The 15538-nt window shown below is 74.1% G+C and carries 8 protein-coding genes; 3 read left to right on the forward strand and 5 right to left on the reverse strand.

From position 1 onward, the window contains the following. Positions 1 to 366 precede the first annotated feature (366 nt). Positions 367 to 915, reverse strand: coding sequence for a MarR family winged helix-turn-helix transcriptional regulator (locus ACH4DX_RS34610; RefSeq protein ID WP_398158025.1), 549 nt, complete (start codon positions 913 to 915; stop codon positions 367 to 369). 110 nt (positions 916 to 1025) lie between these two features. Here ACH4DX_RS34610 and ACH4DX_RS34615 point away from each other — a divergent pair, with 110 nt between their 5' ends. Then, complete coding sequence (locus ACH4DX_RS34615) at positions 1026 to 2303, forward strand: MFS transporter (protein ID WP_398158026.1); 1278 nt, start codon at positions 1026 to 1028, stop codon at positions 2301 to 2303. Positions 2304 to 2325: 22 nt separating this feature from the next. Here ACH4DX_RS34615 and ACH4DX_RS34620 read toward each other — a convergent pair whose 3' ends face one another. Together ACH4DX_RS34620 and ACH4DX_RS34625 are read right to left on the reverse strand one after the other, a co-directional pair. Further along, positions 2326 to 3993: a SpoIIE family protein phosphatase gene (locus ACH4DX_RS34620; RefSeq protein ID WP_398158027.1), complete on the reverse strand. Its 1668-nt coding sequence runs from the start codon at positions 3991 to 3993 to the stop codon at positions 2326 to 2328. Positions 3994 to 4304: 311 nt separating this feature from the next. Further along, the gene (locus ACH4DX_RS34625; RefSeq protein WP_398123528.1) at positions 4305 to 5660 is read right to left on the reverse strand and encodes an NAD(P)/FAD-dependent oxidoreductase; all 1356 of its coding nucleotides are present in this window, start codon (positions 5658 to 5660) and stop codon (positions 4305 to 4307) included. 373 nt (positions 5661 to 6033) lie between these two features. On the opposite strand from ACH4DX_RS34625, the gene ACH4DX_RS34630 reads away from it, so the two are divergent. Both ACH4DX_RS34630 and ACH4DX_RS34635 read left to right on the forward strand, forming a co-directional pair. After that, positions 6034 to 6804 carry a TetR/AcrR family transcriptional regulator gene (locus ACH4DX_RS34630; protein ID WP_398123527.1) on the forward strand — a complete coding sequence of 257 codons (771 nt, stop codon included), beginning with the start codon at positions 6034 to 6036 and terminating at the stop codon, positions 6802 to 6804. 243 nt (positions 6805 to 7047) lie between these two features. After that, a complete protein-coding gene (locus ACH4DX_RS34635) occupies positions 7048 to 9054 on the forward strand; it encodes a sigma-70 family RNA polymerase sigma factor (protein ID WP_398158028.1) in 2007 nt (668 codons plus the stop codon). On the opposite strand, the gene ACH4DX_RS34640 is transcribed toward ACH4DX_RS34635, so the two are convergent. Further along, the gene (locus ACH4DX_RS34640) at positions 9041 to 12517 is read right to left on the reverse strand and encodes an AfsR/SARP family transcriptional regulator (RefSeq protein ID WP_398158029.1); all 3477 of its coding nucleotides are present in this window, start codon (positions 12515 to 12517) and stop codon (positions 9041 to 9043) included. The two genes, ACH4DX_RS34635 and ACH4DX_RS34640, sit on opposite strands and share 14 nt — an antisense overlap. A gap of 277 nt (positions 12518 to 12794) precedes the next feature. Beyond that, positions 12795 to 14885 (reverse strand): asparagine synthase-related protein, encoded by a 2091-nt coding sequence (locus ACH4DX_RS34645; RefSeq protein WP_398158030.1) that lies wholly within the window; start codon positions 14883 to 14885, stop codon positions 12795 to 12797. Positions 14886 to 15538 lie beyond the last annotated feature (653 nt).

Below are 15538 nucleotides of genomic sequence, written 5' to 3' on the forward strand. Positions count from 1 at the left end.
TTCGGCCTTCCGGCGGTGTCGACTCTATCAGATCCTTTCGGGCCTGATTCCCAGTCAACCGGGGGTGTCTTTCCGGCTGTTGGGCCGTTCCGACGTCCCAAACTTTAGCGGATTCTCCCGGCGGTTCCTAATCGGGCCGTTTACCGGTCGCGACAGGATCCGGGGAATGCATTCGGGCGCGCCGAAAGCAGTCCCGTGAGGAGATCGTGCAGGTGGTTTGAGTGGCCGCGTGAGCGGCGGAAGTGGCTGTCGCAGAACCGTTACGGCCCGGCGGCAACCCGAAGAACCTTACGGGTCGCCCAGGTGACTGTCAAGCTCCCCCGGTCAGGGGCTCCAGCAGGCTGCGGGAGGAGGGTCTCCTCGGATTCAGTCGAGATCGCTGAGACGTCCGCCCGCGTCCGGCTGGGCGTCCTCCACGCGGCGGAGGAGTCGGGTGAGCACCTCGCCGAGGACCGCGCGCTCCTCCGGGGAGAGGTCCTGGAGGAGGTCCTCCTCGAAGACCGTGGCGAGGCGCATCGCCTCCAGCCACTTCTCGCGGCCCTCCGCGGTCAGCTCGACGATCACGCGGACGCGGTTGGACTCGTCGCGCTCACGGGTGACCAGGCCCTCGCTGACCATGCGGTCGATGCGGTGGGTCATCGCGGCCGGCGTGAGGCCGAGGCGCTTGGCCAGTTCGCCGGGGCCCATGCGGTAGGGAGCGCCGGACAGGACCAGGGCCTTGAGGACCTCCCACTCCGCGTTGCTGATGTCCAGCGTCGCGGTCTGGCGGCCGTACGCGACGTTCATACGGCGGTTGAGCCGCCCGAGGGCCGAGACGATCTTCTCGACCTGGGGGTCGAGGTCCTGGAACTCCCGCTGATAGGCGGCGATCTGCTCTTCGAGTGTCGGCTCCGAGGGGCCGGGGGTATCGCCCATGGCCGCAGTATGGCACGGGGTCCCTTGCCGTTGAAGTCCTTCGATGTGTATTGTTTAGATCCTAACTTTAGCTTCGAAGTCTTCACTCCTAAGGCAGGTGAGAAGTGACCATGGCGACGGGCGCGATGCGCCGGATCCACGTGGGCAACGCGCTGAGTGCGTTCGGTCTCGGCTTTACCGTCCCCTTCCTGTACGTCTACGTGGCGCAGGTGCGGGACCTCGGCGCGGTGACAGCGGGTCTCGTGCTCGCCACGTTCGCCGTGGCCGCGCTCATCGTGCTCCCCTTCTCCGGGCGGGCCATCGACCGGCGCGGGCCGCTGCCCGTGCTGGTGGCGGCGCTGCTCGCCGCCGCCGTCGGCTCGCTCAGCCTGGGTCTCGCCGACAGCGCGCCGCTGGTCCTTGCCTCGGCCGGAGCGCTCGGCGCCGGGCAGGCCGTGATGCAGCCCGCGCTCGCCACGATGATCGTGGAGTGCTCCACCCCCGACACCCGCTCGCGCGCCTTCGCCATGCAGTTCTTCCTACAGAACCTGGGCCTCGGCGTCGGCGGCCTGATCGGCGGCCAGCTCGTCAAGCACGAGCGGCCGAGCGACTTCACCCTGTTGTTCGCCATCGAGACCGTCATCTTCCTGGTGCTCATCGGCGTCATGCTGACGACCCGCATCCCCCGCTCCCCGCGCATCGCGGACACCACGCCGCAGTCCGGCGGCAGCATCAGGGACGTGTTCCGCAACCCCGTGATGCTCCAGCTGTGCGTCCTCGGGTTCGTCCTGTTCTTCGCCTGCTACGGCCAGTTCGAGTCGGGCCTTTCGGCGTACGGCGTGGAAGCGGCGGGCATCTCCCCGTCGACGCTCGGCATCGCCCTGGCCGCCAACACCGGCGCCATCGTGATCGCCCAGTTCGCGGTCCTGCGGTTCGTCGAGCGCCGCAAGCGCTCGCAGGTGATCGCCGCCGTCGGCCTCATCTGGGCGGTGGCGTGGATCGCCGCCGGGTACGCGGGCACGGGCCAGGGCAGCCAGGCCATGGCGACCGCCGCGTTCATCTCCACGTACGCGCTCTTCGGCATCGGCGAGACGATGCTCGCGCCGACCGTGGCGCCGCTGGTCGCCGATCTGGCGCCGGAGTCGATGGTCGGCCGGTACAACTCGGCCTTCGCCCTGGTCAAGCAGCTCGCCCTGGCGGTCGGACCGGCCGTGGGCGGCCCGATGGGTGCCACGCTGCACGCTCCGTACGTAGTGACGTTCCTGCTCTTCTCGCTCGGCATCACCGTGCTCGCGCTGCGCCTCGGGCGCCACCTCAGCCCGGCGCAGAACCACCCGTACCAGCAGCAGAGCCGCGTGGTGGCGCAGGGCTCACCGGACGCTCCGGAGAACGTCGCCGCGCACTCCTAGGGCCTGCGTCGTCCGACAGGCCCTAGCGGGTCGCCTGGGCGCGCGGCAGCGCGAACTCGCACCAGACCGCCTTGCCGCCGCCCGGCGTGCGCCGCGAGCCCCAGTTCGAGGCGATCGTGGCGACGATGGCGATGCCACGGCCCGCCTCGTCGGCGGGCTCGGCGCGGCGGCGCCGCGGCAGGTGGTCGTCGCCGTCGGTGACCTCGATGATCAGTCGGCGGTCCGTGCGGCGCAGCCGCAGGCGCATCGGCGGTGTGCCGTGCTGGAGCGAGTTGGCGACGAGTTCGCTGGCCGCGAGGACGCCGAGGTCGTGCAGGTCGGGCGGGAAGCGCCAGCTGGCGAGCACGCCGGTGGCGAAGGCACGCGCGCGTGGGGCCGCCTCCACACCACCGAGCAGCTCCAGGGCGGCATTGCGGAACAGCTCCGCGTGCACACCCGTACGGGAGGGCTGCTGGAGGACGAGGACCGCCACATCGTCGTCGTGGTCGGCGGTCACGCCCAGGGCGCGGATGAGGCGGTCGCAGACCACCTGGGGCGTGCCGGTGGCCCCGGCCAGGGCGCGCTCCAGGGCGGCCACGCCCTCGTCGATGTCCTCACTGCGGCGCTCGACCAGGCCGTCGGTGTAGAGCACGGCGGTGGAGCCGGGGCCGAGCGGCACCGAGCCGGATGCGTGCAGCCAGCCGCCGGTGCCGAGCGGCGGGCCCGTGGGCTCCTCCGCGCGGTGGATCGTGCCGTTCTCGTCGCGGACGAGGATCGGCAGATGACCGGCCGACGCGTACGTGAGGCTGCCCTCGTTCGGGTCGTGCACCGCGTACACGCAGGTGGCGATCTGGCTGGCGTCGATCTCCGCGGCGAGGCCGTCAAGGAGCTGGAGGACCTCGTGCGGCGGCAGGTCCAGACGGGCGTAGGCGCGCACGGCGGTGCGCAGCTGGCCCATGACGGCGGCCGCGCGCACGCCGCGCCCCATGACGTCGCCGATGACCAGCGCGGTGCGGCCGCCGCCGAGGGTGATCACGTCGTACCAGTCGCCGCCGACCGCGGCGTCCGTGCCGCCCGGTTGGTACGTGGCGGCGATGCGCAGGTCGTCGGGCTGCTCCAACTCCTGGGGCAGGAGGGAGCGTTGCAGGGTGACGGCGGTCTCGCGCTGGCTGCGTTCGCTGGCGCGCAGGCGTTCGGCGGCCTCGGCGTGGTCGGTGACGTCGGCGGCGAAGACCAGGACGCCGCCCGAGCCGTCGCCCGCGGCGGCGCCGAGCGGCAGCGCGACCGGGGTGCAGGTGAAGGTGTACGAGCGGCCGCCGGGGGCCTTGCGGGACTTGACCGTGCGCGGTCTCGCGCTGCGCAGGACCTGGTCGAGGAGCGGCAGCAGGCCGACCTCGGCCAGCTCCGGCAGCGCCTCGCGCGCGGGCGTGCCGAGGGGCCGGGCGCCGAACGCGGCGGCGTACGCGTCGTTGGTGTACGCGACGCGGTGCTCGGGGCCGTGCACGAGCGCGACGAGGGCCGGGATGCGGTCGAGCACCTCGCGGGCCGGCAGTTCGTCGACGCCGGCGGCGGGCGTGTCCGCGAGGCGCTCGGCGCGGGCCGCGGGGACGGAGCTCTCGCCCCGCTGTGCCGGTGATCCGCCGGTCTCGGTGCGCGCCGCTGCGCGGCGCTGTGTTCCGGGGAGCCGGGCGCTCCAGCGCGTGAAGTTCACTGCGGTAGGCCTCGTGGTGTCGCTTCTGGATCGGGCGGGGTGGGCCGGCCGGGGGTCCGGCCGGTGGCGCGGCTGCTGTCGACGCCGCCTCCCGGGAAGACACTGCATGGCACTGCGGGGCACTGCGTAGGGCTGCGGGGCACTGCGTGGGACTGCGGGGCACTGCGTGGGACTGCGGAGCACTGCGGGGCGTGGAGCGGCTCGCCTTCTTGAGGTGTGCACCGCCCATCATGGTCACACGCACAGTCTGGCCGACAGGACTGACATCCGTCAGACGCCGGACCCGCTTGCGGAGTTCCTGTACGGAGTGTTCACGACTCCTTCGGCCGCTCGCCCCCGGCCGCGAGTTCGAACTCCGCACGGGGATGTTCGAGCGACCCCAGGGAGACGATCTCCCGCTTGAAGAGGCCGGACAGGACCCACTCGGCGAGCACCCGGGACTTGCGGTTGACGGTCGGCACCCGGCTCAGGTGGTAGACGCGGTGCATGAACCAGGCGGGGTAGCCCCTGAGCTTGCGTCCGTAGACGTGGGCGACGCCCTTGTGCAGCCCGAGGGACGCCACGGAGCCGACGTATGCGTGCGCGTACTCCTGGAGGGGCTGCTTCCGCAGGGAAGCGGCGATGTTCTCGCCGAGGACCTTGGCCTGGCGCACGGCGTGCTGGGCGTTGGGCGCGCACTCCTTGCCGGGTTCGTCCGCGGTGACGTCGGGGACGGCGGCGGCGTCACCGGCCGCCCACGCGTGGGGTGCGCCCTCGACGGCGAGTTCGGCGGTGCACTTCAAGCGGCCGCGTTCGTTGCGGGGCAGATCGGTGGCGGTGAGCAGGGGGTGCGGTTTGACGCCCGCGGTCCACACGACCGTGCGGGTGGGGAAGCGGGCGCCGTCGCTGAGCACGGCGACCCGGTCCTCGCAGCTGTCGAGGCGCGTCTCCAGGCGTACGTCGATGTTGCGTTTGCGCAGCTGGCTGACGGTGTACTTGCCCATCTCCGCGCCGACCTCGGGCAGGATCCGCCCGGAGGCCTCGACGAGGATCCACTTCATGTCCTCGGGCTTGACGTTGTGGTAGTACCGCGCGGCGTAGCGGGCCATGTTCTCCAGCTCGCCGAGCGCCTCCACGCCCGCGTAGCCGCCGCCTACGAAGACGAAGGTCAGCGCGGCGTCGCGGACGGCGGGGTCGCGGGTGGAGGAGGCGATGTCCATCTGCTCGATGACGTGGTTGCGCAGGCCGATGGCCTCTTCGACGGTCTTGAAGCCGATGCCGTGGTCGGCGAGGCCGGGGACGGGCAGGGTGCGGGAGACGGAGCCGGGGGCGAGGACCAGTTCGTCGTACGCGATGTCCAGGGGGCCCGTGCCCTCCTCGGCGGTGGCGAGGGTCGTGAAGGACGCCGTGCGCTTGGCGTGGTCGATCGCCCGCACCTCGCCGACGATCACCCGGCAGGCGCCGAGGACGCGGCGCAGCGGTACGACGACATGGCGGGGTGAGATCGATCCCGCCGCCGCTTCGGGCAGGAACGGCTGGTACGTCATATAGGGATCGGGTGAGATCACCACGATCTCCACTTCGCCGTGCTTGAGCTCCGGCTTCAGTTTCCGCTGGAGGCTCAGCGCGGTGTACATCCCGACGTAGCCACCACCGACAACGAGAATGCGCACAGGTTCCGTCACCATCCCATGACGCACCCGCACTTCGTGTTTGTCCACAGGCTCGACAATTTGTATGACCGGAAGCGAGTGGTGCGACCGTGTGGTCCCGCCGTCGGTGCGGGTGGAATGTGTGCAGGTCAGAGCGGAGTGCCGGGGTGGTTGTGCGGGGTGCAATCGGGTGGGAACCGGTGCGTACTCCGATCGGGGGGCGCTGTGTGCGGAACCCACCTCTTCTGAATTGACTCTGGCTCAACTATGTTCGTGTGACGTCGGGGTGTCGGGGGATGCGCTCGTCGGGTCCGGTTTGTCGGACTCGCGTAGGAGCTCGCTCTCACACGCCGTTCAAGTATGGCGGGGAGAGTCTCCGGGGGGAGACGTCATTACCGGGGGAACGTATATGCACATTCAGGACACTCACTGGACTTCTGCCACAGCGTCGGCTGCCGCCGTCGCCCACGGTGGAAACGGCCGCGAGCTCAGCGACGGACCGCGTTCGACACCGCTGCGCGTGGATGCGCAGCGCAATCTCGAACACGTGTTGAGGGCGGCCCGTGAGGTATTCGGAGAGCTGGGGTACGGCGCGCCGATGGAGGACGTGGCGCGGCGCGCCCGCGTGGGAGTGGGCACGGTCTACCGCCGCTTCCCCAGCAAGGACGTACTGGTGCGACGGATAGCCGAGGAGGAGACCTCCCGGCTGACGGAACAGGCCCGGGCGGCACTGGGCCAGGAGGACGAGCCGTGGTCGGCGCTCTCGCGCTTCCTGCGGACGTCCGTGGCCTCGGGCGCGGGGCGGCTGCTGCCGCCGCAGGTGCTGCGCGTCGGGGTCGACGACGTGGCCGAGGGCGCCGACGCGCCCGGAGCCCGGGTGCCGCAGCAGCGGCAGGTGTCCTCGCTGTCGTCGTCGCCGGAGCTGCGCCTCGTGGAGCAGCGGACGGCGCCGGCGGTGGAGCACGACGACGCGGGCGCCTCGGCGCTGCTCGACGTCGTGGGACGCCTCGTGGAGCGGGCACGGGCCGCGGGTGAGCTGCGCGCGGACGTGACCGTGTCGGACGTGCTGCTCGTGATAGCCACGGCGGCGCCCTCGCTGCCGGATGCGGCACAGCAGGCGGCGGCTTCGTCGCGGCTGCTCGACATCCTGCTGGAGGGGCTCCGGTCCCGGCCCTCGTAGCGGAAGGCCCGGCTTTCGCAGCGGAAGGCCGGGCCCGCCGTAGCGGAACATCGCCTTCGGGGTGCTCAACCCTCGTTTGTACGACGGGGGTTGAGCTTGCCCCGAACGGGTGAACAGTAGCCCCCGATTCCGGGAACCCACCCCGGACGGGTGACTGCCCGTCGGCGCTATTCGACGGAGCGCGGCCCTGTGGCACTCTTGCCCGGTGTTCGGGTCCGAGTGTGCGTGCGGAGGCTTTCCGCGATGAGTGTCGACGGGCGGGACGAGCCCACCCCCGGCGGGGGTGAGCCGGGAGGGTCCCCGCACCGGCAGGTGCCGAACCAGGGCGGTCCCGGCGGTGGCGGCGGAGCCTCGGGCGCGGGACCCGCGGGTCCCGGACCCGACCCCAGCGTGCCCAGTCAGCGCGAGCGCGGCCCCGAGCACGACGGTCCGGTGGGCGGGCCCGCCGCGGGTGCGCAGGCCGGCGTCCCGGGCGCGCGGTCCGGTTCCCGGGAGATCCCGCCGCCCGACGCCGACCTGATCGGCCGGATGCGGGCGGGCGACGACTCGGCGTACGAGGAGCTGTACCGCAGGCACGCCGAAGCCGTCCGCCGCTACGCCCGCACCTGCTGCCGCGACGCCCACACCGCCGACGACCTCACGGCCGAGGTCTTCGCACGGATGCTGGCGGCCGTACGGTCCGGGTCCGGGCCCGAGCACGCGGTGCGTGCCTATCTGCTGACCACGGTGCGGCGCGTCGCGGCCGGCTGGACGAGGTCGGCGAAGCGGGAGCAACTGGTCGACGACTTCGCGGTCTTCGCCGCCCAGGCCTCCCGTGGCTCCGACGCGCTCGACGACGACACGCTGGAGCTCGGCGCCGATGTGCGCGCCATGCACGAGGCCGAGCAGTCGCTCGCCATGCGGGCCTTCCGCAGCCTGCCCGAGCGCTGGCAGGCCGTGCTGTGGCACACCGAGGTCGAGGACGAGTCGCCGAGCGAGGTCGCCACGCTCTTCGGCCTGGACGCCAACGGCACCCGGGTGCTGGCGAGCCGCGCCCGCGAGGGCCTCAAGCAGGCCTACCTCCAGGCACATGTGAGCGCCACCCGCACCGAGAACGAGGAGTGCGCGCGCTACGCGGACCGGCTCGGCGCCTACGCCCGCGGCGGCCTGCGCACCCGCGCCGAACGGGGGCTGCGCAAGCATCTGGAGGAGTGCGCCGACTGCCGCCTGGCCGCGGGTCAGATCAAGGAAGTCGCGAGCGGCATCCCCGGGGTCGTGCCGATCGCCGTCATCGGCTGGTTCGGCACCGCCGGGTACGCGAAGGTGGCCGCGCTCGTCGGCGGCGGCGCGAGCGCGGGCGCGGCGGGAGCCGCGGGGGCCGCGGCGGGCGGTGGCGGTTCGGCCGGGGGCGCGGCTGCCTCCGAGGGGCTCGGCGCGCCCGCCAAGGCCGCCATCGCCGCGGGAGTCGTCGTCGCGGCCGCGGTCGCGGCGGCTCTCGCGCTCGCCGGTGACCCGAAGCCCGAGGAGAAACCCGCGGCCAAACCCCCCGCGGTCGAACCCCGCCTGCCGGGCAACCCCCAGCCGCCGCCCCCCAAGGCCGAGCCGAAGCCGAAACCCCCCGCCCCGGTGGCGAGGCCCAGGCCCGCGCCCGAGCCCGCCCAGCGGCCGAAGCCGAGACCCACTCCCGAGCCGACCCCCGAGCCGACCCCGAAGCCGAAGCCGCCGCCGAAGCGGCCACGGCCCGAGCCGCCGCCCCCGCCCGCCCCGCCGAAGCCGACGCCCACCCCGTCGAAGCCCCGGCCGAAGCCGACGCCCCCGCGGCCACCGGCCCCGGCCCCGGCCGTCTACCACTGGAACGAGCTGAAGTACGGGCTCTTCGGCGACGGCACCGAGCCCGAGATGCGGCTCGGCGAGAGCAGCTGGGTGTGGCAGCGCCAGGGCATGGACATCGGCGACAAGCACTACGGCCACGGCGTCACCGTGCACGGCAGGTCCTCGGTCACCATCGACCTCAACCGCACCTGCTCGACCTACGACGCGCTCGTGGGCGTGGACGACATGACGATGGGGCTCGGCAAGGTGCGCTTCTCCGTGTACGCCGACGGGGTACGGCTGTGGCGCTCCCCGCTGGTCAGGGGCGGCGACCCGGCGGTGCCCGTACGGGTCGCGCTGACCGGACGCAGGACGATCCGCCTGGTCGTGGAGCCCCACACGGCGTTCGACACGGTGGCCCTCGCGGGCTGGGCCCAGTCACGGCTCAGCTGCGAGTAGACCCTCCGGGGGCGGCGCGGCGGGCCGCGGCCGCCAGTTCCTCGAGGGCCTGTTCCATGGTCAGCGCGCGCCCCGCGGCCGACTCGCGTCCGTGGGCGCTCTCGCCGAGCGCCGCGCCGATCTCCCGCTCCGTGTGTTCGATGTCGGCCCGCTCCGGCATGGGCCGTGCGAGGCCCCCGCGCCAGCGGGTCGCGAACGCCAGGAGCCTTGCCGCGCGCGCGTGGTCGCCGGAACGGGACGTGAGCGCGGCCGCCCCGTCCACCAAGGTGGCGACGACCGCTTCCGAGCAGCGGGTGCGCAGCGCCTGCGGCAGGACGTCGACCAGGACGGCGAGTCCGGCTCCGGGCCCGGACTCGGCCGCCGTGACCCGTGCCCGGACCGCGCCGAGGCCCGCGGTGAACTGCGGCGGCGGGGTCCCGCGCGCCGCCTCGTCACGGGCGGCGTCGCACAGGGTTCGCGCCCGCTCCACATCGCCGTCGCGCAGCGCCATGTCGGCTCGCATCAGGCAGACGAAGGCCCGGGAGTCGATCACGCCGTACTGCTCGGCCGCCGCGGAGGACGCCTCCCAGCCCCTCTCGGCGAGGTCGCGGTCACCCGTCCGATAGGCGATCTCCGCGATCCTGGCGATCAGGAAGGGGCCCTCGGCGTAGGCGCCCACCTCGTACGCGAGCCGCAGGGCCTCCTCGTACTGCTGCCGTGCCTCCTCGTGCAGGCTGCGTGCCATCGCCGCCTCGCCGGCCGCGCCGCACACCTGCGCGCGCAGCCACCGGTCGCCCACCCGCCGGCTCAGCTCCCGCAGCTCCGCCAGGTCCCTGTCGACCTCGAGGAGGCTGCCCTGCTGGTCCACGGCGGTGTGCACCCGGAACATCAGGGTGATCGCGACCTCCCAGTCGCCGCCGAAGCGACGGCAGTTGGCGGTCGCCCGGTCCAGATACGCCAGTACCTCGCTGGCCTCCTCGACGAAGTACAGCGTGAACGGCCACACCAGTCCAGGGAAGCGGCCGCTCGCGGGCACCGGCCGGGTGAACACGTCCCGCACCCGCAGGATGTACGCCTTGTCCCGTTCGCCGCGCAGCGCCTCCGTGGGCCTCGACTCCACCGTCAGGAACACATGCAGCAACCGCAGGCTCATGCGCGGCCAGAACCGCGGGGCGTCCTCGTCCGCGCGGTGGGCGTCCAGGTCCGCGTCGAGCCCGGCGGCTCCCACGGCGAACGGCGACGACGCACCGGGGCGGCCCGTGCCGCTGCCCTCGTCGCCCCTGTCGCCCCTGTCACCTCTGTCGGCTCTGTCGCTCCTGGCACTCCCGCCCCGCGCGGCCCGGCCGGTCCCGGTCGTGCCGTCCGCCTCCGGCGGCGCGGTCAGGGTGAGCACCCTCTCGGCCCACTCCGACCCCTCCACGCGGTAGTTGCGCAGCCACCAGAACCAGCCGAGGGCCAGGGACAGCGCGAGGGCGAGGTCCTCGTCGCGGGACTCCACGGCGCGCTGGAGCACCGCGCGCAGATTGTCGAGCTCGGTCTCCAGGCGGTGGATCCACGGCATCTGCTCGGCGGAACGCAGCCGCGGCTCGGCGGTCTCGGCGAGCGCGAGGAAGTAGGCGGCGTGGCGCCGCTCGGCCCTGGCGCGCAGGGCGGTGGCTTCGGCCGCGCGCTCCCCCGCGTACTCGTGGATGGTCTCCAGGAGGCGGTAGCGCATGCCGGGGCCCGGCCCGCCGGGGTCCGTGGCATCGGGGTCCGTGGCATCGGGGTACGCGGGATCGTACGGCGTGGCGACGACCAGGGACTTGTCGACGAGGGCGCCGACGAGGTCCGCCGCGGGGCCGGAGCAGACCGCCTCGGCGGCCTCCAGGTCCCAGCCGCCCGCGAAGACGGACACCTCGCGCAGCACCGTGCGCTCGGCGGCGTCGAGCAGGTCCCAGGACCAGTCGACGACGGCACGCAGGGTCTGCTGGCGCGGCAGGACCGTGCGGGCGCCGTTGGTGAGCAGGCGGAAGCGGTCGTCGAGGCGGTCGGCGATCTGCCGGGGCGTGAGCAGCCGCAGCCGGGCGGCGGCCAGCTCGATGGCCAGGGGCAGGCCGTCGAGACGGCGGCAGATCTCGGCGACCGCCCCGGACTGGCCGACCGGGTCGAAGTCGGGGCGCACGGCCGCGGCCCGCTCGGCGAACAGGCGGTGCGCGGGGTCGGGCGGCAGCGGCTCGACGGGGCGCACGCGCTCACCGGGCACGCCCAGGGGTTCGCGGCTGGTCGCGAGGACCGTGAGCCCCGAGCAGCGGGTGAGGAGGGTCTCCGCCAACTCGGCGGCGGCACCGATGACGTGCTCGCAGTTGTCGAGGATCAGGAGCAGGCTGCGCTGGGCGCAGTACTCGACGAGCTGGGCGACCGGGTCGCCCTGCGGGGTGGTCAGCTCGCTGGTCCGCAGCACGACCTCGCGCAGGCCGAGCGCGCTGACGACCGCGCCGGGGACCGCCTCCGGCCGGTCGAGCGGGGCGAGCTCGGCCAGCCACGCGCTCGGATGCCCGGCGGCGGCTTCCTCGGCGAGGCGGGTCTTGCCGGAACCGCCGGGGCCGGTGAGCGTGACCAGGCGGGCTCCGCACAGATCGGAACGGATGGCGGCGAGTTCGGGTTCCCGCCCGACGAAGGACGTCAGACGGGGCCGGAGGTTGCCCCTGCGGTCGGTGGGGGGCCGGGGGGCGGGGGTGGCCGCTGTGCCGCCGGTGGCTATCGCACGCCCTGCTGCCGCCGCTGCCGTCGGTGCCGCCAGCAACTCGGCGTGCAGGGCCCGCAGGTCCTCGCCCGGGTCGGTGCCGAGGCCGTCGGCGAGGGTGCGGCGGGCGTCCTCGTACGCGGCGAGCGCGTCGGCGCCGCGGCCCGCGTCGCGCAGGGCGCGGATGAGCTGGGCGCGCAGGGCCTCGTCGTAGGGGTGGTCGGCGACGAGTTCCTTCAGGTCCGGCAGTACGTCGGTGCCGCGGCCGAGCAGCAGGTCCGCCGTGACCCGCGCGCGGGTGGCCTCCTGGCGGCGGGCCTCCGGGCGGGTGGCCGCCGTGCGGTCGGGCAGGTCGGCGAGGGCGGGGCCGTGCCACAGGGACAGGGCTTCGCCGAGGACGCGGGCGGCTGTCGCCGGGTCGTCGCGGTCCAGGGCGGCGGTGCCCTCGCGGGTGAGGCGTTCGAAGCGGTGCAGGTCGACGTCGTCGGGAGTGGCGGTGAGGCGGTAGCCGCCGGGGCCGGAGACGACGGTGTGGCTGCCGAGGGCCCGGCGGAGGCGGCCCACCAGGGCTTGGAGGGCGGCGGGGGCGTCCGCGGGGGGACTGTCCGCCCAGATGTCGTCGATGAGGGTGGTCACCGGGACGGTGCGGTCGGGGCGCAGGGCCAGTGCCGCGAGGAGCGCCCGCAGGCGGGGGCCTCCCACGGGCAGGGGTGTCCCTTCGTCGTCGTGCGCCTGCGTGGCGCCCAGGATCCGGTACCGCACGGGGCCATTGTGTCCTGGCCCGGCGGCCCCGGTACGGGACGCACCCCTGCCCCCGCCGGGTCCCGGTACGGGTCGCACCCCTGCCCCTGCCTCCTGTAGCCGCCGGACCGCGGCGGGCACTGCGGGCCGGGCGTTGTGCCCCTCCCCCTGCAACGGGGGCACCGTAAGGGTGGGCTGTGCCCACCCGTTCCGCCCTCTGGGCGGACCAGCTGCCCACAGGGGGGAGGTAGGGCTGGCTCAGGGTCGCGCGGCGGTGACGAACCGACCCCCTACAGCCTCAGCGGCCGGCGCCCAGCGCGCCCCGCTCCGGCACCACCGACCCCGTGGGCACCGCCCGCTGCCGAGCCGGGGTGCCCGTCCAGCAGGTGCCGCGGCGGGCGAGGAGCCGCCGCAGCCAGACCTCCACGGCGACGAGGTCGGCGAGGCCGTCCAGGGGGAGGGGCTCGCCCTGCGCCGCGGCCCGCAGCGCCTTGCGGACGACGCGGGCCTCGACCAGGCCCGCCTGCGCGAGCAGCGGCGTGTCGAAGAGGCCGACGAGGCCGTCCACGGCGACCCTGAGCCCCGTACGGGCGGCCGCCGCGGCGGAGGCGTGCGAGGGGGCGCCCCAGCCGGGCGGGAGTTCGGTGACACCGGCGCCCTCCAGGACCGTACGGAGGATGGCGGCCCGGGCACCGGGCTGCACCCGCAGGGACTCCGGCAGCGCCCGGCACGCGCGTACCACCTGGTTGTCGAGGAACGGCGCGTGCAGCCGCTGGAAGCGGACCTCTGCGGCCTGCTCAAGGACGCGCAGATCCGCCGCGTGCCTGAACAGCGCCGCCCGCGCGCGGAACTCGCCGGGGCGCTGGCCCGGCCCGGGCCCCGGCCGGATCGCCGTCTCCTGGAGCCGAACCGATACTTCTGCGAGGGCCTCACCGGTGAGCCAGCGCGCGGCGGGCCCGGGTCTGGCCCAGGCCAGGGCGGCGAGCGAGGCCCCCACGGCCCCGCCGGGCTCGTCGAAGGAGCGGTGCAGGAGGCGATCGGCGAGCGCCTTGACGCCCGCGCGGTGCGTCGTGCGGGCGAGTCTGCGCGCGGCCCCGTACACGCGCGCGGGCACCATGACGGAGCCCTCGGCCTTGGCGAGGGCCGTCACGGGCCGCACCAGGTGCCGCCGCTTGCGGTCCATCAGGAGGTCGGCGAGGCGGGCCGGGTGGGCGTCGAGGACCTGCCGGGCGCCGTGGCCCGTGAAGTGGTCGGCGCTGCCGGCGGCGAGCCGCAGGCGGTGCCGCTGGGCGGTGACGATGACGCCGCTCGGCTCGTCCGTCAGGGGGCCGTCGAGGTCGGCGTACGGAAGCGCCTCCTCGCCCGCGGCGACGACGACGTGGTGCAGCCGCGGGTTGGCGGCGATGACGCCCGCCCGCTCCAGCTCGGCCTCGCGGCCGCCCGTCACCAGGTCGTTGAAGGTGACGGCGAGCAGCCGCTCACCGGCCCCCGTGCCGTGTCCGAGGACCGTTCCCGGCATGCCCGGCAGACCGGCGGCGAGAAGGGCGAGGGTCCCCGACGCGGGCCCTCCGGAGAGGTCGGCTCCGATGCCGGGCACCGGCATGCCGCGGGCGGCCCGCCGCTCGGCGGGCCCCATGCCCGGCACGGGCCCGGGGTCGATGTCCGTTCCGGGTACGTGGCGCGGCGCGCGCAGCCGTGCGCGTACGGCGTCGACGAGGGCGTCCCTGACCCCGCCGAGGGCGTCCGCCTCGTCGGCGGCGGGCGCGGCGACGGCGAGCGAGGCGACGGGTTCGTAGCCGGCGATCTCCCGTGCGCCCGCGCGGAGGATGAGCGCGTGGCCCGGCGGCACCCGGCGCACGTCCTGGTACGGGGTCGAGTCGTGCAGCGCCTCCGGGACGTCGGGGGCCGCGAGCAGCGCCGCGAGGTGCCCGATGTCCAGGTGGGCCTCGATGAGGTCCGCCAGGGGCAGCGCGGCCGTCGCGTACGCGGTGCCGTCCGCCCAGGGAGTGTGGAACACCGGCCGCGCGCCCGCCAGATCACCGGCGACCATCACGCGGCGGCCGACCTGGACGACGGCGGTGTAGCTGCCGGGCCAGGCCGTCAGGTGCCGCAGGGCGCCGCCGCGGGCCGCGAACAGGCTGACGCGCAGCTCCTCGTCGCTGGCCCCGCAGGTGCCGAGCACGGCGATGCGGGTCTGGTCGTCGGCCTTCACCGTGCGCACCTCGTCGGGGCGCCAGTCGCCGACGGCCCACAGCGGGTCGGGGTCGCCCCACAGGAGCTGGGACCCCACGGGGTGCAGCGTCTCGCCGTCGTCACCGGTGGCGCCCGCCGTGCCGAGGGCGGCTGAAGGCCTCGTGGTGGTACTGCTCCACCCCACCAACCACCGCATCGCCGCCTCCACAGGCTGTGGACGGCCGGTACGCGCAGGAACCGGCCCGCACCTGGTCCGCCCGAATACGGAAACCGGGTGCGGGGACCGTGAACGGCACCAGTGCGCCCGGGAACCGAGGGACCGGGGTCCCATGCTGCCACGAAGGAGGCGCACAAGAGGGGCACGGGAGGAGCCCGGACGGCGCTCGCACCGGCGCGAACGCGCCCTGAGTGATCCCTTGTTGATACCGCAACGGCACCGACAAGGCGACGTGGAGCGCTGTGAGCACACTTTCGAGGGGTCGCTTTTCGGCCAATTCAGCCATGGCCGAACACGCCCCACCCCGCCACGGCACCCACGCACAGCCCGGGAGGCGGCATACGCCTCCCGGACCGGTCCGCCGCCCGCGGGGATGGAGGCGGCGGTGTCCCCCAGCCCACTGACTCCAGCGCAGCGGGCCGACCCACGCCCCACCATGGAAGCGCTCCCCATCTGGCCGGAGAAGAGCGCACGCACGGGCGCACGGCCACACGGCCGGAGCACGCCACCGGAGCGCCGCACTCCCGTACGGACAACAATCTCGCCATCCGGAACTGCGCCTCTTAACGCTTGGGATCCGTCGAACTACGCTGGGTGTGCTGCTGTTTTCGCGGAGGCATATTCCTGGGGGC

It is taken from the genome of Streptomyces sp. NPDC017940, assembly GCF_044328435.1.
In the GTDB taxonomy this organism is placed as follows: Bacteria; Actinomycetota; Actinomycetes; order Streptomycetales; family Streptomycetaceae; genus Streptomyces.